Source organism: Rhodococcus sp. ACPA4, assembly GCF_002300185.1.
GTDB lineage: Bacteria > Actinomycetota > Actinomycetes > Mycobacteriales > Mycobacteriaceae > Rhodococcus_F > Rhodococcus_F globerula.
The window spans coordinates 4,577,015-4,597,016 of record NZ_NSDY01000001.1 but is presented as its reverse complement, the minus strand read 5'-3'; the positions used below and the strand labels follow the sequence as shown (position 1 = coordinate 4,597,016).

Below are 20,002 nucleotides of genomic sequence, written 5' to 3'. Positions count from 1 at the left end.
CCACCGTTACGAATGTGCGTCGACAGTAGACGCGGGTACCGACAGGTTTGCCGAAAACGTCCCCGCGGGGACGTCTCGACCTCGAAACCTCGAGCTTCTCACTCAACAAGACTGCCGAAATTTGGCCGCACTCAGCCTGTTAGAACGGAAGGGTGCCCCACGAATCCCTGAATCTCACCCTGCCCGATAACACCTTCCGCGACAACGAATGGTGGCGCAGCGCCGCGATCTACCAGGTGTACATCCGCAGCTTTGCCGATGGCAATGGTGACGGCGTCGGCGACATCGCCGGAATCCGAAATCGCTTGAGCTATCTGGCAGAGTTGGGCGTCGATGCCATCTGGGTCAACCCGTGGTACCCGTCGCCGATGGAGGATGCGGGCTACGACATCTCCGACTACCGCAGCATCGAACCGTCATTCGGCACAATGGAACAGGCCGAGGCCATGATCGCCGAAGCCCATGATCTCGGGATGCGCGTCATCCTCGACCTGGTGCCCAACCACGTCTCCGAGGCGCATCCGTGGTTCCAGGAAGCCCTGCTCGCGCAGCCCGGTTCGGCCGAGCGCGACCGGTTCCACTTCCGCCCGGGCAAAGGTGCGGCAGGCGACGAGGCACCTAATGACTGGGTCAGCTCCTTCGGCGGTCCCGCGTGGACGCGCGTCAAGGATTCGGACGGCAATCCAGGTGAGTGGTACCTGCACCTCTTCACACCCGGACAGCCGGATGTGAACTGGCGCAACGCGGATATCCGCGGCGACTTCGAGACGACGTTGCGGTTCTGGTTCGACCGTGGTGTCGACGGATTCCGCATCGACGTCGCCCAGTCACTGTGCAAAGACGCGGATCTGCCCGACCTGAACGGGCTGACCTACCCCACGCCGGTCCCCGCCGACGGTTCCGAACCGGTGGAGCATCCGCACTTCGACCGCGACGAAGTCCACGACATCTACCGTTCCTGGCGAGCGGTGGCCGACAGTTACGATCCGCCGCGCGTATTTGTCGCCGAAGCCTGGGTGGGCAACCCCGCACGCCTCACCCGTTACCTTCGCCCGGACGAACTCCACAGCGCCTTCAACTTCAACTTCCTGCTCGCGCCGTGGAACGGAGCGACGCTGCGCAGCGTCATCGACACCACGATCACGTCGCATGCTGCGGTGAATGCATCTCCCACCTGGGTACTGTCCAACCATGACGGCGTCCGTCATCTTTCCAAATATGCGAGGCCGCAGACAGATTCGCGCACCTGGTTCCTCAGCCAGATCCGCGACATCCCCGGCGACTTCGAACTCGGCGAGCGCCGGGCGCGCGCCGCGGCGATGCTGATGCTTGCACTCCCCGGCGGGGTTTACATCTATCAGGGCGAAGAACTCGGCCTGGCCGAGGTGGAAGACATCCCGGACGATCAGTTGCAGGATCCGATCTGGAAGCGGACCGGACACCGCGAGCGTGGCCGCGACGGCTGCCGTGTTCCGCTGCCGTGGTCGGGCGACACCGCCCCGTACGGCTTCAGCCCCCCGAACGCCAACCAGGCGCCCTGGCTGCCACAGCCGCAGGGTTGGGGTGAGCGCACCGTCGAGTTCCAGACGGGCAAGGCCGACTCCACTCTCGAGCTCTACCGCAGCGCGCTGTCCCTACGCCGCAGCCTGTCGGCGCTGGCCACCGAGCCGCTGACTACCGCGACGCTGACGTGGATGAGCGACGACAACGATCAGGTGCTGGACTTCCGGCGCGGCAGTGCGCTGCGCTGCGTCGTCAACACGTCTTCCAAGCCAATCGCGCTTCCCGACGGTGACGTTCTGCTTGCCAGTGGTCCACTACCCGGCAACGGCACGATCCCCGCCGACACGGCCGTCTGGCAAGGTGTCCCGTGTGCAACTACTCCTGATCCGACACGCGCTCCCTGAACTGGCAGAGGTCACCGAGGGTCGTGCTGATCCCGCGCTGACAGACGAGGGCCACGCCCAGGCACACCGACTGCCTGCGGCGTTGGCCCCGTACCGGATCACGGGGCTGTTCAGCAGCCCACAAAAGCGCGCTCTGGAAACCGCGGCTCCCGTATCGAAAGTTCTCGGACTCCCGGTCACCGAGCTTGCGGGTCTGGCCGAGTACGACGCCGAGCAATCCCACTACATTCCGATGCACCAGGTCTTGGAGCGAGCACCACAGACCTACGAGCGCATCAAAGCCGGTTGGCTACCCGAATCGATCGACGCCGACGCATTCCGCACTCGTGTCCTCGGAGCGATCGACGACATCGTGGCGTCAACGGACAACGACGCCACCGTGGCGGTGTTCTGCCACGGCGGCGTCGTCAATATCGTTCTGCAGGAGTTACTCGGCCTGGAGCGTCCGCTGACGTTCCCGATCGAGTACGTTTCCGTCACTCGTATTCTCGTGTCCCGCAACGGTAATCGACGGGTTGCGTCGGTCAACGAAACAGGTCACGTCCGAAACATGTTGCGCGTCTAGCTCAACTCACACGTTGTGGCACGCCACCTGGTGTCCGCCGTCGACGAGTCGTAGCTCCGGAACTTCCTCGGCGCAGCGATCCGTGGCGAGAGGGCACCGGGTGCGGAACCGGCAGCCGCTCGGCGGGTTCAGCGGCGACGGAAGTTCGACGACCTTCTGGTCGACGTTCTGCGCCGCGGTCACCGTTGCGTCGGGATCGGGGATCGAAGACAGCAGCAACTGCGTGTACGGATGCAGCGCACGGTTCTGCATGTCTTCTGCGGGAACGATTTCGCAGACGCGGCCCAAGTACATGATCATCACGCGGTCGCTGATGTTCTTCACAACGGCCATGTTGTGCGCGATGAAGAGCAGTGACAGCCCGTGCCGCCGCTTGGCATCCTCGAGCAGGTTGAGGATCTGTGCCTGCACCGAGACGTCGAGACTGGAGACGGGTTCGTCGCAGATCAGCACCTTGGGATCGAGCATCAAAGCTCTTGCGATGCAGACACGTTGGCACTGACCGCCCGACAATTCGCGAGGGGTGCGATCCCAGACCACGTCGGGGTCGAGGCCGACCTCGGCGAGGACGGCGCGGGCGCGGGCCTCGATTGCGGCCTTGTCCTCACCACCCCAGATCGACGGTCCTTCGGTCACGAGCGCCTTGACCTTGCGGCGCGGGTTGAGCGAGGAAATCGGATCCTGGAAGATCATCTGCAGCTGAGTACGGCTGCGACGCAACTCTTCCGAGCCCAGCTCCGTCATCTCCACGTCACCGAGCCGGATGGACCCCGATGTCGGCGAGGGCAACTGCATGATGGCTCGCCCGGCGGTCGATTTACCGCAACCGGATTCGCCCACCACGCCGAGGGTTTCACCCGCAGCGACGGTGAAGCTGATTCCCGAGACGGCGTGAACTGTCTGTCCCTTGCCGACATTGAACTCGACAACCAGATCTTCGACCGTCAATGCGTCGTCGAGCTTTACCGGCTTCTTGGTATCGGTTGCTGCAGTCATCAGACCATCTCCTTCACTGCGAGCGAGAGGCCCGCTGCGGTCTTGCCGGCCTTCTCGTTGGCTACCAATGCCGCTGTGCCCTCAGGGGTGTCGACGGGGAAATGGCACGCAAACGAGTGGCCGTCGGACGTGTTGTCGCCCGGTCCGCCGAGCGCGAGTGCCGGGTCGCCGGTCAGGCAGTCGTCCTGCGCGTACTTGCAGCGTGCTGCAAAGCGGCAACCGGTCATCGGCTTTGTCATGTCCGGCAGTCCACCCGGAATGGTTTGCAGCACCGTGTGCGTCGGCGATTCGAGTCGCGGAATCGCGGCCATCAGCGCTTCGGTGTACGGATGCCGTGGACGCGAGAAAAGCTCTTCCGTCGCCGATGTTTCCACGACGGAACCGGCGTACATGACGGCGACGCGATCGGAACGTCCCGACACCACGCCCAGGTCGTGACTGATGAGAATCACGGCCATGTTGAGCTTGTCGTTGAGCGAGGCGAGCAGATCCAGGATCTGCTTCTGCACCGTCACGTCGAGAGCCGTGGTCGGCTCGTCGGCGATCAGCAGCTTCGGCTCGCAGGCCAAAGCCATTGCGATGACAACTCGCTGGCGCATACCACCGGACAGCTCGTGGGGGTACTGGTCGAGGCGACGCTTGGGCTCCGGAATTCCCACCATCGACAGGAGTTCAGCGGCGCGGTCACGGGCCGCGTCCTTCTTGAGTCCGAGATGGAACTTCAAGGATTCGGTGATGTGCGTGCCGATTCGCTTGAACGGGTTGAGCGACGTCATCGGATCCTGGAAGACCATGGCGATCTCCGGGCCCCAGAAGTGCTTCATCTCCGACTTTTTCATCGTCGACATGTCGCGGCCCGCAAACGTGACCGTTCCGGTGATGTCGAGTGCCGGACCCTTCTCCAGCAGACCCATGATGGTGCGGCCGAGAACCGACTTGCCGGAACCCGACTCACCGACGATGCCAAGAGTCTCACCCTCGGATACGTGGATGGACACACCGTCGACGGCCCGCAGTTTGCCTCGGGGTGTCGCAAATACGGTTCGGATGTTGTCCGCTTGCAGCAGCGGTACGCCATTTGTCACTGAAGTGGTCACAGCTTGCTCCGATACTTCTCACCGATGAGGTTGAACGAGAACACCGTCAGGAAGAGGAAGACGCCGGGCACCAAAACGATGAACGGGTGCTTCTCCACGATGCCGCCCTGGCCTTCTGCAATCATGTTGCCCCACGTCGGATCCGGCTGAGCGATACCGAGCCCGAGGAAGCTGAGCGATGCTTCGGCGACGATCAGGCCGGACACGGCGACGAGGCCGAGTGCTGCAACGGGAACCAGAACGTTGGGTACCAGTTCTCGCCAGATGACTCTCCATTTGGTGGCACCCATTGCCCGGGCAGCGAGCACGAACTCACGTTGGGCGACCACTATCGTATTCGCTCTTGCTATTCGAACCATGCTGGGAATGCAGAGAATCGACAGTGCGAGCGTGATGTTGCGCAGGTTCGACGTGAGGACAGCAGCCAGCGCGATCAGCAGAACCAGGGACGGAATTGCGAGCAGCGAGTTGGTGAGGATCCCGACTACCGCGTCGATCTTGCCGCGGAAGTACCCGGCCATGACGCCGATCGTGCCGCCGATGACGATGCCGATGAGCACCGCGCAGATTGCGACGGTGAGCGAGGCACGCGCTCCGTACAGCGCGCGGGCCAGGAGATCGAGACCGAAGTTGTTGGTACCGAGCGGATGCTCCGAGAGCAGGCTCGGAGGTGCAAAGCCGGGCTCGGCCAAAGTCTTGACCGTGTCCTTGTATTCACCGAGCGGCAGGAGCGGCGCGACGATGGCCGCAACAACCAGCGCTACGAGCCAGATGCAGGCCAGCCAGTACGACAGGTCGAATTGGCTTCCCCACCTGGCGATACCGATCTTCCCCAGTCCCTTGAACAGGAACACGAGCGAGGCCAGGCCGATGACGATACGAACGATCATCATGATGCCGGACCCGAAGAGGGCGGTGCCGAGCAGAGCGATACCGACGACGGTCAGGATCGTGCCGATCAGGACCAGATTCTTCGGCTTCTCCAGCGTTTCTATCGGACCGGGCGCAAGCAGGACGGTCTGCTGCCGATATGTCATCACCTCGGACGGGGCCGGCGCGGGGGCCGCTCCGTCGGGCGTCACTTCAGACATGGACACGACGACTCCTCGGGTCAAGATAGGTGTACAGAACGTCGATCGCACTGTTGACGACCACGTAGATGACGGCAATCACGACCACCGCACCCAACAGCATCGGCGAATCGCCTTGTTGTGCAGCCCGAACGATGAGTGTGCCCATGCCGGGCAGCGAGAACAGTGTCTCGACGATGACGGTGCTGCCGATCATGCCGCCGAGTGCCAGACCCATCATGGTGATGAGCGAGAACGACGACGGCCGCAGCGCGTCACTGAACAGGACGCGCAGCGTGGGCATGCCCTTGGCCTTCGAAGCGAGGATGTAATCCTCACGCAAGGTGGTCACGAGGTCGCTGCGCAGAACGCGGGTGAACATCGCCATCTCGAGAAGACTGATGGTGATTGCGGGAAGTATTGCGTGCGAAAGGTTTCCGGAGATGCTGTCACCGATTCGCACCCACTGCGAGCGCGGGAACCAACCCAACCAGTTCACCGTCACCATGATGAGGAGCAAACCGGCCAGGAAGCTCGGAATCGAGAGAACACCGAACGTTGCGGCGCTGATGACGCGGTCGATGACGCCACCCTCGTGATGTGCCGACCACAGTGCGAGCGGAACGGCGACAACAAGAGCGATGACAAGGCCCATCACTGCAAGCTGAACGCTGACCGGGAGAGCCGAGCCGATTGCGGAGAGAACTTCCTGCTGCGGCGGGACCAGCGAGGTACCGAGATCACCGGTAAGGGCGCTCGTCAACCAGTCCCAATAACGAACCAGGAGTGGATCGTTGAGTCCGAGCTGCTGGCGCATTTCCTCGTATTCGGCGGGGGTACGACCCTCACCCAATACCGCGACCGCCGGGTCACCGGGGATCAACGACGCCAGCACGAAGGTTCCGAAACTGACGATGAGGAGCACAATGACGAGCTGGCCCAACTTCTTACCGATTGCGCCGATGTTCATAGATTTCGTCTCCTTCGGGCAGCCAACTCGCAATTCACAGCAATTCCTCGTATCTCATTCGTCTCGGTTAACGTGTCCGGCCCCGCGAGGGCCGGACACGTGTAGGTCGAGTCAGGACTTCCAAACGCTGTCGAACAGCATGATTCCGTCGATGCTCTGCTTCAGGCCGTGAACGTTCGTGTTCCACACGTCCAGCGTCGGGACGTTGCCCCAGACGATCCACGGCACCGTCTCGGTGGCGCGTTCCTGAATCTTTGCGAGAACAGCCTTCTTGTCCTCGTCGTTGGTGGCAACACCGAGCTGATCGAGAAGGACGTCCATCTCGGCGTCGGCGTAGTTGGTGACGTTGTTACGGCCACCGGACTTGATGCCCGTGTACAGACGCTCGAACGGGTCTGCCTCGGACAGTGAACCGGCTGCGGTGCTCATGTCGTAGTCACGGTCGACGTACATCCGCTTGACCAGATCGCCTGCGCCGGTGACGTACTCGATCTGCGTGTCGAAACCGACTGCGTTGAGCATTGCCTGCACGCCGAGAGCGGTCGACTGTGCGGACGGCTCCTGGATGGAGAGGAAGGTGACCTTGCCGTCGAAGCCGTCTGCCTTGGCCTGATCGAGCAATTCCTTGGCCTTGGCCGGATCCACACCGGTCGGAGCGACGTCGTTGTGCCAGCGGGAGGTGTCCTGGAAGATCACCTGTCCGGGAAGGCCCTTGCCGTTGTTGACGCGGGTGTTGAGGGTTTCGGGGTCGATCGCCATTGCCATTGCCTGGCGCACACGGAGATCCGAACCGGGGCGACCTTCGGCCATGTTGACGTTCGCGATGTAGCCGAGCGACGGGATGTCGATGAAGCCCGGGTTGCCGTTCTCGATCAGATCGAGGATCGGGGTGAGCGTACGCATGTACGCCGCGTCGATGCCACCGGTCTTGAGAGCCTCGGCGGTGGGCTGAGCTCCGACGATGCTGATGAGCTTGAGCTTGTCGACCTTCGGTGCGCCGCCGAAGTAATCGGGACGGGCAGCGAGCAACAGCTCTTCGTTGGGAGCAAAACGCTCGAGGGTGAATGCGCCGGCGCCGATCGGGGTGAACTGATCACCCTGCTGCGCAGCCGGAGCGACGATCATGCCGGGACCGGTAGAGAGCATCGACTCGATACCCGTCCACGGATCGACCAGGTTGAAGACAACCGTCGACGCGTCCGGAGCGTCCATCGAGGCAACCTTGGCTGCCCACAGGCTCGACTGCGCTGCCTTGTTGTTGACGTAGCGGTTGATGCTGTCGACAACTGCCTTGGAATCGAGAGACGTTCCGTCACTGAACTTGACGCCGTCACGAAGCTTCAGCGTCCACGTCTTGCTGTCCGAGCTCGGCTCGAGCGACTGCGCCAACTGCGGAACGAACGTCTTCTCGATGGGGTCGTAGCGCATCAGCACGTCGTAGATCGCGCTGAGCTCACTGCCACCTGTTGCGCCGGCAACCTGGATCTTCGCCGGATCGAGCGATGTCACTGCGGAATAACCGCTGAACGTCAGCGTCCCACCCGTGGTCGGGGTGCCGGGATCAGCCTGTTCGTTGACCAATCCGATCTTGAGCGCGGAACCCGACTCGACAGATTCACCGCCGCCGCTCGACCCGTTGTCGGCGCACGACGCCAGGAACATACTTGCGGTGATCGCCAGCGTGACCGCAGCTAATCTGCGATGCCCGCGGCGGGAACTACGACTCATTCTGATGCCTCCAAGGCAGGAAAAACTGTGACTTCTTGTTGAACAAGAAACAGTGTGTGATGCGACGCACAGAATGGTTCGAACGAGTCCCGCTCAGTGGAATTGGTTAAGTTGCGGTCCTCAACGGTTATCTAAATCGTCCTGGCCTGCGCATTCCGCCAAACCAAAGAGACCTATCGGTCTAGTCCCGATCTAGTCCCGATCCAAGGTCGCTTCCTCCAGATCCAGCTCACGTAGTACCTTCCGTAGGACCTCGTCATCGATGCGGCCGCCATCGCGTTCGGCAATGAACACAGTCCGCTCGGCGTCGATCATCTCGAGACGCAGAGCCCGGAATGCGGCCGACGGACTCTCCCCCAGATCGTCGTCGCTACGCCCCAGCCGCTCCCACGCCGAATTGGCTCGGTGCGTGTTCCAGGTCCGCAAGATGTCCGCCGCTCGATCCCGCACCGCGGGCACACCTCCGTCCTGCTCGGCAACCAACTCGTCCAGCCGCGCTGCTGCTGCCCGTGCCGCCTTGTCCTGCGCCGCCGCCTCCGCTCTCGCGTCGGACTGCGCTTCCTCCCCCTGAACACCGAGCGTGCGGATAACCCACGGCAACGAAAGACCGTGCAGGAGCAATGTTCCGACCACGACGACAAATGTCAGGAACAAGATCAGCGAACGCCCGGGGAACTCCTCACCACTGTTCACTGTCAAGGGAATGGCAAATGCCGCTGCCAGCGACACGACTCCGCGCATTCCTGCCCACGACACGACAAATACCGACCGCACCGACACGTCCGGTTCCCGCGCGCGGATCCGCGGCGACAACCACCGCGGCAGGTACGTGGCCGGAAAAACCCACGCAATCCGCACAACCACAACGGTCGCGAGCACCGCAATGGACGCCCACACCACAATCGAGGTGCTGTACCCCTGCAATCCACTCACGACACTGGGTAATTGAAGTCCGATCAACAGGAACACAAACGACTCGAGGATGAGGTCGACGGCCTTCCACACGGCCGTATCCTGCAGGCGTGTCGCATAACTGGCCCGAGTGGAACGCTGACCCAGGAAAAGGCCGGCCACCACTACGGCAATGACGCCCGACGCGTGAATCTCCTCCGCAGCCAGGTAGGTGAAGAACGGAACGACCAAGCCGATTGCGCTCTCCATCACCGGATCGCGAAGTTTGCCACGCACTTTGGAGATCACGAACCCCACCGCAAGCCCGATCGCCGTTCCGCCGACAGCGGCGATCACAAACGTCTCGAACCCGCTCGCCAATGTGGCACCCGTGCCAACGGCCGCCGCCAAGGCAACCTTGTACGCCGTCAGGGCGGTGGCGTCGTTGAGCAGGCTCTCACCGCCCAGGAGTGTCATGATCCGACGCGGCAGGCCAAGCCTGCGTCCGATTGCGCTCGCCGACACCGCATCCGGCGGCGCCACAATCGCACCGAGAACCAACGCCGCGGCAATCGAGAACTCCGGCACGATCAGATACGCGACCAAGCCGACCGCTGCGGTCGTCGCGAGGGGCAGACCCACCGCGAGCAACCCGATGGGACGCAGATTCGATCGCAATGCCAGATATGAACTGTCCAACGCCGCCGAGTACAGCAACGGTGGTAACACCACGAACAGAACAAGATCCGGATCGAGCTCGAGATCCGGTACGCCGGGTACCTGACACGCGATCAACCCGAAGACCACCAGTATCAACGGCGACGACAAACCGAATCGACGCGCAACCGCTGCGACCAGCAAAGCCGCTACTACAACCCCCAGTAATATGCCGTTCACTCTGGCAGCATGCAGGATCGGCGGCCACCGTGCACTATGGATGGTGATGAAAAAAATCCTGAAGCGCGTCGCCGCCCGCACACCGGCACCCGAACCGGTGGCAAGCGGTTGCGAAGAATTGGCTGAAACGCCCGAAACCGACCCGGCCGCTTTAACTCCCGGCGTCTGTCAAGAATGCGCCAAGCTGGGCGAGGACAACTGGTCACACTTGCGAATCTGCCTCACCTGCGGCCACGTCGGATGTTGCGACTCCAGCCCGCACCAACACGCCACCAATCACTATCGCGAGACCGGACACCCCGTGATGCGGTCCCACGAACCTGGCGAGTCCTGGCGCTGGTGCTATGTCCACGATCTGATGGACTAGATACCGCGAAATACCTGGACACCCCGAAATACACCGAAGCCGGAGATGCAGTGCGCATCTCCGGCTTCAGCTTTGCCGTACTCAGTTATTCACGTTCCGTCAGTTGGTCTTCCACGCCTCGTCGAAGAACATGATTCCGTCGATGCTCTGCTGGACACCGTGAACGTTCTTGGCCCACACGCCAAGCCACGGCGTGTTGCCGAGGATCTGCCACGGCACAACCTCAGTGGCGCGTGCCTGGATCTTGGCCAGGACCTCTTTCTTCGCGTCATCGGACGTCGCGACACCCAACTCGTCGAGCAGCGTGTCCATCTGAGCGTCGGAGAAGCTTGTTGCGTTGTTACGTCCACCGGTCTTGAGGTTCGAGTACAGACGCTCGAACGGATCGGCTTCCGGAAGGTTGGCGGAGCCGGTCGACATGTCGAAGTCGCGGTCGACGTACAAACGCTTGACGACGTCGGCAACCGAGTTGACGTACTCGATCTGGAAGTCGAAACCAACGGCATTTGCCATCGACTGCAGCGCGAGAGCCATCGCCTGAGCCGAATTCTCCTGCATTGTCAGGTACGTGATCTTGCCGTCGTAACCGTCAGCCTTGGCCTCGTCGAGAAGCTGCTTGGCCTTGGCCGGGTCGACACCGATCGGAGCCTCGTCGTTGTGCCAGCGCGAGCTGTCCTGGAAGATGACCTGCCCCGGTAGGCCCTTACCTTCGTTGAGTCGGTTGTCGAGTGCAACGGGATCCGTTGCCAGAGCCAGTGCCTGACGCACGCGCACGTCGGCGCCCGGGCGACCCGGAGCCGTGTTGAGCAGTGACAGGTACGACAGCGACGGGATGTCGACGTAGCCCGGGTAGCCGGAGTCGATGAGGTCGAGCACGTTCGGCAGTGATCGCATGTACGCGGCATCTGCGCCGCCACTCTTGAGCGACTCGCTCGTGGCCTGCGAACCGACGATGCTGATCATGCGCAACTTGTCCACGTTCGGGGCACCCGCGAAGTAATCCTCACGAGCGTCGAGAATCAGCTCCTCGTTGGGAGCGAACTTCTCGAGTGTGAACGCACCCGCGCCGATCGGCGTGAACTGATCACCCTGCTGCGCGCTGGGCGCAACGATCATTCCGGGGCCGGTGGCGAGCAGCGACTCGATACCCGTCCACGGGTCGACGAGATTGAAGACAACCGTCGACGCGTCCGGCGTGTCGACCGACGCGACCTTCGACGCGTACAGGCTGGACTGCGGTCCCTTGTTGGTGACGTATCGAGCCAGGCTCGACGACACTGCCGCAGAGTCGACCTGCGTGCCGTCACTGAACTTCACACCATCGCGCAGCTTGAGCGTCCAGGTCTTGAAATCCGAACTCGGCGACATCGAGTTGGCGAGCTTCGGAACGAACTTCTGCGACGTGGGATCGTAACGAAGCAGGGTGTCGTAGATCGCCCCGAGCTCCGAGCCGGCCACCGAGCCGGCAATCTGTGTCTTCGAGGGATCGAGACTTGTCACCGCGGAGTATCCACTGAATGTCAGCGTTCCCCCCTTGACCGGATCGCCCTCGTTCGTCGATGCGTTGACGGGACCGATCGTCAGAGCTGAGCCGGACTCGGGTGCGTCGCCGCTGCCGCCGTCCGCTCCACTGTCGGCACACGAAGCCAAGAACAAACCGGCGGAAACAGCCAGTGCGACTGCTGCGACCTTTCGACTGCCGCGCCTAGAACTGCGACTCATTTACGAACCTCCAGATCGGACCTTCAACTGTGATGTGATGCGAAGCTGTCACAGTTTGTGACCTAAGGCACAAGTATTAATTCTCAGTCCCACTCAGTGGAAAGTACGAGGCCAATGGCCTGTGCGCCTTTCTGGCAGTGGGGGCTACCAGAAAGGCGCACGGGGGCGTAGCCCCCTACTTCTTCCACACCTCGTCGAAGAGCAGAATCCCGTCGATACTCGGCTGAAGTCCGTGCACATTCTGGTTCCACACGTCCAAAGCCGGTCCGGTGCCCCACACCTGCCACGGCAGGGTTTCGTTGGCGCGTTCCTGAATCTTCACGAGGACGGCCTTCTTGTCGTCGTCGCTGATTGCAACACCCAACTCGTCGAGCAACTGATCCATTTCGGCGTCCGAGTAACCCGTGGTGTTGTTACGCCCACCGGTCTTGAGACCCGTGTAGAGACGTTCGGAGGGGTCCGCCTCGGTGAGGTTGAGAGCAGCGGTCGCCATGTCGTAATCGCGATCGGCATACATCCGCTTGACCAGGTCACCGACATTGTTGACGTTCTCGATCTGGACGTCGAACCCGACGGCGTTGAGCATGGCCTGCACAGCGAGTGCCGTGGCCTGCGCCGACGGCTCCTGCATGGTGAGGTAGCTGATCTTGCCGTCGTAACCGTCCGCCTTCGCCTGATCGAGCAGTTCCTTGGCCTTGGCCGGATCCACACCGATCGGAGCGACATCATTGTGCCAGCGAGACGTGTCCTGGAAGATCACCTGACCCGGAAGCCCCTTGCCGTCATTGGCCCGGACATCAAGGGTGGCCGGATCGACGGCGTATGCCATCGCTTGGCGCACACGCAGATCCGCTCCGGGTCGACCAGGGGCCATGTTGACGTTTGCGATGTAGCCGAGCGAGGGAATGTCGATGAATCCCGGGTAGTCGGACTCCACCAGATCGAGGATCGGCCCCAACGTTCGTATGTACGCGGCGTCGATGCCACCGGACTTCAACGCCTCGGAGGTGGGCTGTGCACCGAGAATGCTGACCATCTTGAGCTTGTCGACATTCGGCGCGCCGCCGTAGTAATCGGGACGAGAAGCGAGCAGCATTTCCTCGTTGGGGGCAAACTTCTCGAGCGTGAACGCACCGGCTCCGATCGGCGTGAACTGATCACCCTGCTGCGCAGCCGGAGCGACGATCATTCCGGGGCCGGTGGAGAGCATCGGCTCGATTCCCGTCCAGGGATCAACCAGGTTGAAGACGACCGTCGTTGCATCCGGCGTGTCCATCGAGGCGACCTTGGCAATCCACAACCCCGACTGCGGTCCCTTGTTGGTCATGTACCGGTTGATACTCGCCGTGACGGCCTGCGCATCGAAAGGTGTTCCGTCGCTGAACGTCACACCGTCGCGCAGCTTCAACGTCCACGTTGTGCTTTCCGCATTCGGCTCGAGCGACTCCGCCAGCTGCGGTTCAAACGTCTGCTCGATGGGGTCGTATCGCATCAGCACGTCGTAGATTGCACTGAGCTCGCTGCCACCGGTGGAGCCGCTCACTTGAGCCTTGGCCGGATCGAGCGTCGTCACCGGCGAGTAGCCGCTGAACGTGAGAGTACCGCCCTTGGTGGGCGATCCGGGATCGGCCTGCTCGTTGACCATTCCGATCTTCAACGACGACCCGGAATCAGCCGACTCGCCTCCGCCCCCGCCCTCGTTGTCGTCATTTCCAGCACATGATGCAAGGAACAAACTTGCGGTGATCGCCAGTGCGGCAGCTGCCGCGCGGCGACTACCTGATCGGGAATTGCGGCTCATCGAAACCTCCAGGTCGGTCGTACAACTGCGGTGTGAAGCGAAGTTCTCACAGTTTGTGACCTGAGACACAGTGTTTCGCAAAATAGCCTAAGCTGCGCAAAACGACGGGGGAAACACATGAGACTGAACCGCATGGGACTACTGAAGGACATCGGGAGCTGGCGACGCGGAGCAAAGCTGCAGCGACGCCTACGCGACCTCACCGGAACACTCGTGGTTGTCACCGGAGCCGGCAGTGGCATCGGCCGCGAGACCGCGCTCGCTTTTGCCGCCGAGGGCGCAATCGTCGTTGTGTGCGACGTCAACCTCGAAAGCGCCCAGGACACAGCCGCACTCGTCAACTCACCCGCAAGTGCCGGCGGAGCCGAAGCCGTCTTCGGTGGAGGCGCACACGCGTATCACGTGGACGTTTCCGACGAGCTAGCGATGACTCGATTCGCGGAAACCGTAGCCGCACACCACGGAGTTCCCGACATCGTGGTCAACAATGCCGGTATCGGTTTTTCGGGAACCTTCGCAGACACCACTGTGGCCCAGTTCGAGCGAGTCATGAACATCAACTTCTGGGGAGTTGTGTACGGCTGCCGCGCCTTCTCACCGATGATGATCAAACGCGGCTCCGGCGGACACATCGTCAACCTCTCGTCCGCCGCGGCATACACACCCCAAAAAGCGTTGACCGCTTACTCGACCAGCAAAGCCGCAGTGTTCATGCTTTCCGATTGCCTGCGCGCAGAACTACTTCCGCACGGAATCGGCGTCAGCACCATCTGCCCGGGGATTGTCGACACCAACATCGTCAAGACCACCGAATTTGCCGGAACCACTGCAGCGGAACAACTTCGTAATCAAACCAAAGCGGACAACTTCTACCGTCGTCGAAACTTCACACCCGACCGGGTCGCAAGCGCCATCGTCAAGGCAGTGCGAACCAACAAGGCAATTGTGCCCGTTACCCCCGAAGCGAAACTCGGGTACCGGCTCAGCCGGTTCTACCCGAGTTCCATGCGCGTCGGAGCCCGCATCAATGCTTTATGAGGCGGCTGTTAGCTCCCGAATGAAAGACTTCCCGTAAATCCTTGTCGGACGTCGTCTTTCGATCGGGGAAGCACTTCATACGTGTCCGCGTACTGCCCACTGAAGCCGGTCACGGTGATCGGTCGGCCAACCAGAATGGACGCCGGGTCGAGACCCGCCTGCGTGTTCACGAAGATGACAGTGTTTCCTCCCGCTCCCGACACCAAGATCTTGTGTCCGTACGGCAGATCGTCGATGACCGGCGCGCTGACGATGCCGGACACCGTGACAAGCCGTCCCTCACTGCTCTCTCCGATTGCACTGAGCGGCAACCGCTCCGGCCGTACCGCCGGGGCGGAACCAAGACGCGTGACCGCGCTCGGACGAATGACAAGCAGGCCCTCCTGATCCGCGAGAACACCACTGACCTCGACCTGGTCACCAACAGTTACAACCGAGTTGTCAGGATCACTGACATAAATGCCCGAATTGCCGCTCTGGAGACCAAATCCCTTGTCATAGAAGCTGGATTCGAAATCCCCGGACGACGTAGTCGCAATTCCCGACACCGTAACCTCGGCGCCGATTGGCAGCGAGCGAGCGAGCTCGATCGAATTGACCGCTACCACCGATGGCACCGGAGGCAAAGGTTCGGCAACTACAGGTGCGCCAGTGAATATTGCGACTCCCACAGCACCTGCAGCCGTCCAAGTCAGAACTCGAACATGATTCATCGATGAATCTCCCCCGTATGTAGTGAACAGCAGACAATGACTTCCGCTGACAATACTGAGCTACGGGCAAATATGAGGCAACCGAAGCCGAAGCGCGGCAAGAACGGTCAGGAACCCGAGCTACCGCTCGAACCGAGTGAGCCTGTTCCACCACCGAGGTCGTCGAGCGGATCAGATCCGTCGATACCGCCCGGGAACAGGTATGCCGTGGACACCGTATTGAGCGACGTACCCGAAGTTGCCGGCGCCTTGGCGCGCCAATTGACGATCGGATTCAACACTCCGAACGGGCCACAACCACTGGCAGACGGAATAGCGAAATCGGTTGTCGCACTCTTGACCGGGCTGACCTTCAACGAGCCCGACGGGCGCTACTTCGAAAGCCGGACTGGAGTCGGCCGTAGGTGTGAGGTGGAAGTTCACCGGCGCCGTTTCGGATCCCAGGTAGCAGTTGTTGCCGAGGAACGCGTTGTTGATCTTCATCCGAACCGGAAGGCTGATGTCCATGTTGGTGATCAGATCGTTGAAGACGGGCACGCCCACCGCCTGCACCTCAGCCGTGACTCCCGCCAAACCGAATAGATTGTTGAACGGAAGATCGATACCGAGTACTCCACCCGGCACGGTCATCGGCTTGGCGTAAACACCGAAATGACCGTCATCGCGTGGCAGAAGAACAGTACTCACACCCTCGCCCGCACCGGCCTCTGCCGCGATGATCATGTCACCGTCACCAATGGGCAGGTTGAACCCGTTGTTGTTGAAGGTCCCGCTGTTGACCACAACGGACACACAGGATTCGGCGGTCGCCGGACAAACAGCAGCCCCGGGAATCGACTCGGCCATCCCCCCGAGCGGCATGGATTCCGCCGAGATCCTCTATGCCGACGGAACCTGCAACGCAATCGCCCAGGGCATGCCGCGATCCGAGGTGCTCGCAGAGTTCAAGGCAGTTGGCGACGTGTATGCCCAGATCACTCCGATGCCGTCACAGCGAATCGCCGAAATCTATGTGGAGACAGCAGAAAACACGTATTGCTGATCAGGCTTTACCGGCCAGCCAGTTGTGCAGCCACGACGTCGCCGTTGTGCCCGAACCATCGACCACATAGCGGGTGTAGTCGGTATGGACCTGCGATCCGTAAAAATCGACTAACTGATCGACACGTCGATCGTTGGCACCGGGATCAAGTTGTGCCATGAGAGCGGGAAGCCCACCAGCAGTGATCAAGTCACGAACGATCACAGCCGCCTCGTCGCGCAACGAGAGAGCCGTTGCCGGAGTGGGATCGGAAACTTGCGCCATGAATCCGGCCAGACGCATCACAAAATCGTCTTCGGGCGTCGAGCAGTACAGATCGCCCGCAGCACACAGAGTGACGGTATCGGCTGACAGCCAACCGAATCCGCCGATCCGAGCACCACTGGCGCCGTTACCGCCAACCCACGGACCGATCAACACATCGGACTCGGCGCGACGCGGATCGGACAGCAGACCGACTCCCGCAACACGATTGGGCGGAACGACGCCGATGCCTGTCCCGATTTCGGCTGCGAGGTCGCCGGCCGCGTCGGCGCCCTGGCTGTACCCGACTATCGCGAATCGAGTGTCGCCGCACGACGCCGCCATCGCCCCGATCATGCCGCGCGCATTGTCGACCGCCTGCCTTTTCGACCTGGCGTAGACATTCGATTCCCATGGGAAAGCGGTGGCCGAGTACGTGACGTAGTCGGTTCGCACCGACGACGGGAGGCCACTGGTGACCGGCGCGAGCATGCCTGCACCGGGCGAAGCGCCTGAGGGCTCCCACGTTCCCGGAATCGCTACGACATACAGTTCGGGGCAGGGCGCTGCGGACGCCGTCGGTGCGCCGACGGCCTGCACTACACCAGCGGCCGCAACAACCGACAACATCGCAACAAAGCGCTTTGCACCCATCAAACACCCCGCATCCGATCGGGCAGACCCCTGTAGTCACCGCAGATATTTGAGCAGCATACTTGGTCAGAGCCCTCCTGTGGCGACCTCAACCAGTACTTTCATCCGGCGACCAGCGGACGCCGCCTCAACTCCTTCGACCACGATGTCCGCAAGGGGGACACATTCCACCCAGTGGTCGAGTGGATAAGCGCCCGACGCCATCCGGTCGATGACGCTCTCGAATTCCTTACGCGAACACGAGAGAGACGACATCACTCGTGCCTCGGTCAACATCAGCGCATACGGGTTGAACTGGAGCGGTTCCTTGTACGTCGCTACCAGGACGACTGCGCCGCGCGCTCGCACCGATGCCAGTGCACTCTCGACTGTCGCTGCGACACCGGCACATTCGAACACCGCGTCGGCGCCGTTCCCGTCCGTTCGCTGGGCGACGGCCGCAGCCAGATCATCGATGCCGGGATCGATCACGTCGAACCCCATCTTCGTGGCCACGGCTTGGCGTACCGGCGACGGCTCACTCAGCAGAATCCGGTCCACTCCACCGGCCCGGAGGTTGAGGGCAGTCGCGATACCGATGGGCCCCGCTCCCAGGACGAGCGCAAACTGACCTGCCGCCGCGCCGGAGAGGTCTACCGCATGCAGTGCGACGGATAGCGGTTCGATCACCGCGCCCTGCCTGAGAGTCACGGAGTCCGGAAGAACATGCACGGCACTTGCCGGAACTGCGGTGCGCTCCGACAATCCTCCGCCATGCGCGTTGATCCCATGGAAGGCCGTCATTACACACAGATGCTCGAGACCGCTACGGCATCGCGCGCATTGACCACAGCAATAGTTGGGCGCCACCACTACTCGGTCTCCGACAGCCACGTCCACGACACCGGCACCGATCTCACAGATGATTCCGGAGAATTCGTGGCCGAGGACCTGCGGTCCACACGCGCCAGTCAAGGGATGCGGCTGATCGGAAATCCCGTAAGCGTGAATCAAGCCGAGGTCGCTGCCGCAGATGCCGTTGAACGCCACCTCGACCATCACGTAGCCCTCGCGAAGCTCCGGTTCCGGAATATCCTCGACGCGAAGGTCGTCGACGCCATACAGGACAGCCGCCCTCATGCCTTTGCCGCCAATTCGTCTTCGTACTTCTTTGTCATGTGCGCAATCGCGGCATGTTGTGCCTCGTTGTGACTTTCGCGTACCTTGCCCGCCCTGGTCGCCGCGTCGAATGTGGGCTGCGACTGTCCCTGGAAGTGCGGCGCCACTTGCTGCGCGATCAACTCGAACGAGCGCCGAGTTGCGGCGGGGTTCGCCCAGTCGGTACCCATGATCAGCATCGATCCGAACCCACCTGACTGCTCGACGAGTTTGCCGACCAGTTCCCGCGCCTGAGCCGGAGTTCCGATAACGCCCATGCCGGAGTGGTTCATGTACGCGATCATCTGTTCCATGTCGGCGCCGCCGGAGCCGAAGTGCGGGAACGCCGCGACCTTGCCGAAGTAGTCGATCCACTCTCCGAGCCCGAACCGCACATCTTCCTGCGCTTGCTCTTCCGTCTCCGCAATGTGCATGGGGCACACCAGTCGCCACTGGTCACGATCGACGACGGTACCGAACTCGGTGGCACGTTCCTCCATGATCCCGAAGTGATGACCGAGCGCGTCGAAGCCTTCCGGCGTGAGGGTCGCACCGATCGAGAGCAACCCCAGACCGTGCTTACCGGCCAACCGGGGTCCGGTCGGCGAGGCCACTCCGGCGACCACGATGTCGAACATCGGGTGCGAGTACGGACGAAGCTGCAGTTGCGCGTCGACCAGATTGTGCGTCTTGGTCTTAGCGGTGACGCGCTCACCGTTCAACAGTCGTACCACGATGTCGAGGTTGTCCTCGAGCAGTTCGCGGCACTCCGTGGGATCGAGTCCGATCATCGACGAGTCGGTCGGCAGTGAACCTGGACCGACACCGAGCATTACGCGGCCACGAGTGAGGTGATCGAGAAGCACCAACCGGTCCGCGACCCAAAGTGGGTTGTGGTAACTGAGCGACGTCACACCGGTGCCGAGCTTGATCCGTTTGGTGCGTTCTGCCGCTGCGGCGATGAAGATCTCGGGGCTGCCGATGATCTCACTGCCCGCGCTGTGGTGCTCACCGATCCACGCCTCGTCGAAATCGAGACGATCGAGGTGCTCCACCAGCTCCAGGTCACGTTGCAACGCGAGCGTCGGGTTCTGTCCAACCGCATGATGCGGTGCTACGAAAGCACCGAAACGTAGCCTGCCCATGGAAATACTCCTCAATATC

At 61.8% G+C, this 20,002-nt stretch carries 18 protein-coding genes; 5 read left to right on the top strand and 13 right to left on the bottom strand.

Translation table 11 applies throughout. From position 1 onward, the window contains the following. Positions 1–152: 152 nt before the first annotated feature. Together CJ178_RS21035 and CJ178_RS21030 are read left to right on the top strand one after the other, a co-directional pair. Positions 153–1,907, top strand: a complete 1,755-nt coding sequence (locus CJ178_RS21035; protein ID WP_218833739.1) for a glycoside hydrolase family 13 protein — start codon at positions 153–155, stop codon at positions 1,905–1,907. Continuing rightward, the gene (locus CJ178_RS21030) at positions 1,873–2,472 is read left to right on the top strand and encodes a histidine phosphatase family protein (RefSeq protein WP_033235356.1); all 600 of its coding nucleotides are present in this window, start codon (positions 1,873–1,875) and stop codon (positions 2,470–2,472) included. The genes CJ178_RS21035 and CJ178_RS21030 overlap by 35 nt, the downstream gene beginning before the upstream one ends. A gap of 6 nt (positions 2,473–2,478) precedes the next feature. Here CJ178_RS21030 and CJ178_RS21025 read toward each other — a convergent pair whose 3' ends face one another. The 6 genes from CJ178_RS21025 to CJ178_RS21000 all read right to left on the bottom strand — a co-directional run bounded on the left by CJ178_RS21025 (position 2,479) and on the right by CJ178_RS21000 (position 10,121). Continuing rightward, entirely contained in the window at positions 2,479–3,468 is a 990-nt protein-coding gene (locus CJ178_RS21025; protein WP_033235355.1) for an ABC transporter ATP-binding protein, read from the bottom strand. After that, positions 3,468–4,565 (bottom strand): ABC transporter ATP-binding protein, encoded by a 1,098-nt coding sequence (locus CJ178_RS21020; RefSeq protein ID WP_033235354.1) that lies wholly within the window; start codon positions 4,563–4,565, stop codon positions 3,468–3,470. The genes CJ178_RS21025 and CJ178_RS21020 overlap by 1 nt, the downstream gene beginning before the upstream one ends. Continuing rightward, positions 4,562–5,656: an ABC transporter permease gene (locus CJ178_RS21015; RefSeq protein WP_230590249.1), complete on the bottom strand. Its 1,095-nt coding sequence runs from the start codon at positions 5,654–5,656 to the stop codon at positions 4,562–4,564. Before CJ178_RS21015 ends, CJ178_RS21020 begins: the two co-directional genes overlap by 4 nt. After that, complete coding sequence (locus tag CJ178_RS21010; RefSeq protein ID WP_033235352.1) at positions 5,649–6,605, bottom strand: ABC transporter permease; 957 nt, start codon at positions 6,603–6,605, stop codon at positions 5,649–5,651. Before CJ178_RS21010 ends, CJ178_RS21015 begins: the two co-directional genes overlap by 8 nt. A gap of 111 nt (positions 6,606–6,716) precedes the next feature. Next, positions 6,717–8,333 carry an ABC transporter substrate-binding protein gene (locus CJ178_RS21005; protein ID WP_095887566.1) on the bottom strand — a complete coding sequence of 539 codons (1,617 nt, stop codon included), beginning with the start codon at positions 8,331–8,333 and terminating at the stop codon, positions 6,717–6,719. Positions 8,334–8,525: 192 nt separating this feature from the next. Continuing rightward, positions 8,526–10,121: a Na+/H+ antiporter gene (locus CJ178_RS21000; protein WP_095887565.1), complete on the bottom strand. Its 1,596-nt coding sequence runs from the start codon at positions 10,119–10,121 to the stop codon at positions 8,526–8,528. 46 nt (positions 10,122–10,167) lie between these two features. Here CJ178_RS21000 and CJ178_RS20995 point away from each other — a divergent pair, with 46 nt between their 5' ends. Beyond that, a complete protein-coding gene (locus CJ178_RS20995) occupies positions 10,168–10,488 on the top strand; it encodes a UBP-type zinc finger domain-containing protein (RefSeq protein WP_033235431.1) in 321 nt (106 codons plus the stop codon). Between the two features lie 99 nt (positions 10,489–10,587). Here CJ178_RS20995 and CJ178_RS20990 read toward each other — a convergent pair whose 3' ends face one another. Together CJ178_RS20990 and CJ178_RS20985 are read right to left on the bottom strand one after the other, a co-directional pair. Beyond that, entirely contained in the window at positions 10,588–12,210 is a 1,623-nt protein-coding gene (locus tag CJ178_RS20990) for an ABC transporter substrate-binding protein (RefSeq protein ID WP_033235349.1), read from the bottom strand. 175 nt (positions 12,211–12,385) lie between these two features. After that, complete coding sequence (locus CJ178_RS20985) at positions 12,386–14,011, bottom strand: ABC transporter substrate-binding protein (RefSeq protein WP_095887564.1); 1,626 nt, start codon at positions 14,009–14,011, stop codon at positions 12,386–12,388. A 132-nt stretch (positions 14,012–14,143) separates the two neighbouring features. Here CJ178_RS20985 and CJ178_RS20980 point away from each other — a divergent pair, with 132 nt between their 5' ends. Beyond that, positions 14,144–15,049 (top strand): SDR family NAD(P)-dependent oxidoreductase, encoded by a 906-nt coding sequence (locus CJ178_RS20980; protein ID WP_033235347.1) that lies wholly within the window; start codon positions 14,144–14,146, stop codon positions 15,047–15,049. 8 nt (positions 15,050–15,057) lie between these two features. Here the strand turns inward: CJ178_RS20980 and CJ178_RS20975 are convergent, their stop codons facing one another. Beyond that, positions 15,058–15,762, bottom strand: a complete 705-nt coding sequence (locus CJ178_RS20975; RefSeq protein WP_257013289.1) for a hypothetical protein — start codon at positions 15,760–15,762, stop codon at positions 15,058–15,060. A gap of 171 nt (positions 15,763–15,933) precedes the next feature. Then, positions 15,934–16,545 (bottom strand): hypothetical protein, encoded by a 612-nt coding sequence (locus tag CJ178_RS20970; RefSeq protein WP_257013288.1) that lies wholly within the window; start codon positions 16,543–16,545, stop codon positions 15,934–15,936. Here CJ178_RS20970 and CJ178_RS20965 point away from each other — a divergent pair. Beyond that, positions 16,538–16,804 carry a hypothetical protein gene (locus CJ178_RS20965; RefSeq protein WP_257013287.1) on the top strand — a complete coding sequence of 89 codons (267 nt, stop codon included), beginning with the start codon at positions 16,538–16,540 and terminating at the stop codon, positions 16,802–16,804. The two genes, CJ178_RS20970 and CJ178_RS20965, sit on opposite strands and share 8 nt — an antisense overlap. Here CJ178_RS20965 and CJ178_RS20960 read toward each other — a convergent pair whose 3' ends face one another. The 3 genes from CJ178_RS20960 to CJ178_RS20950 all read right to left on the bottom strand — a co-directional run bounded on the left by CJ178_RS20960 (position 16,805) and on the right by CJ178_RS20950 (position 19,983). Continuing rightward, positions 16,805–17,701, bottom strand: a complete 897-nt coding sequence (locus CJ178_RS20960) for a cutinase family protein (RefSeq protein ID WP_033235346.1) — start codon at positions 17,699–17,701, stop codon at positions 16,805–16,807. It abuts the gene before it with no gap. A gap of 66 nt (positions 17,702–17,767) precedes the next feature. Beyond that, positions 17,768–18,820, bottom strand: a complete 1,053-nt coding sequence (locus CJ178_RS20955) for a 2,3-butanediol dehydrogenase (protein WP_095887563.1) — start codon at positions 18,818–18,820, stop codon at positions 17,768–17,770. Beyond that, the gene (locus tag CJ178_RS20950; protein WP_095887562.1) at positions 18,817–19,983 is read right to left on the bottom strand and encodes an LLM class flavin-dependent oxidoreductase; all 1,167 of its coding nucleotides are present in this window, start codon (positions 19,981–19,983) and stop codon (positions 18,817–18,819) included. The genes CJ178_RS20955 and CJ178_RS20950 overlap by 4 nt, the downstream gene beginning before the upstream one ends. Between the last annotated feature and the right edge of the window lie 19 nt (positions 19,984–20,002).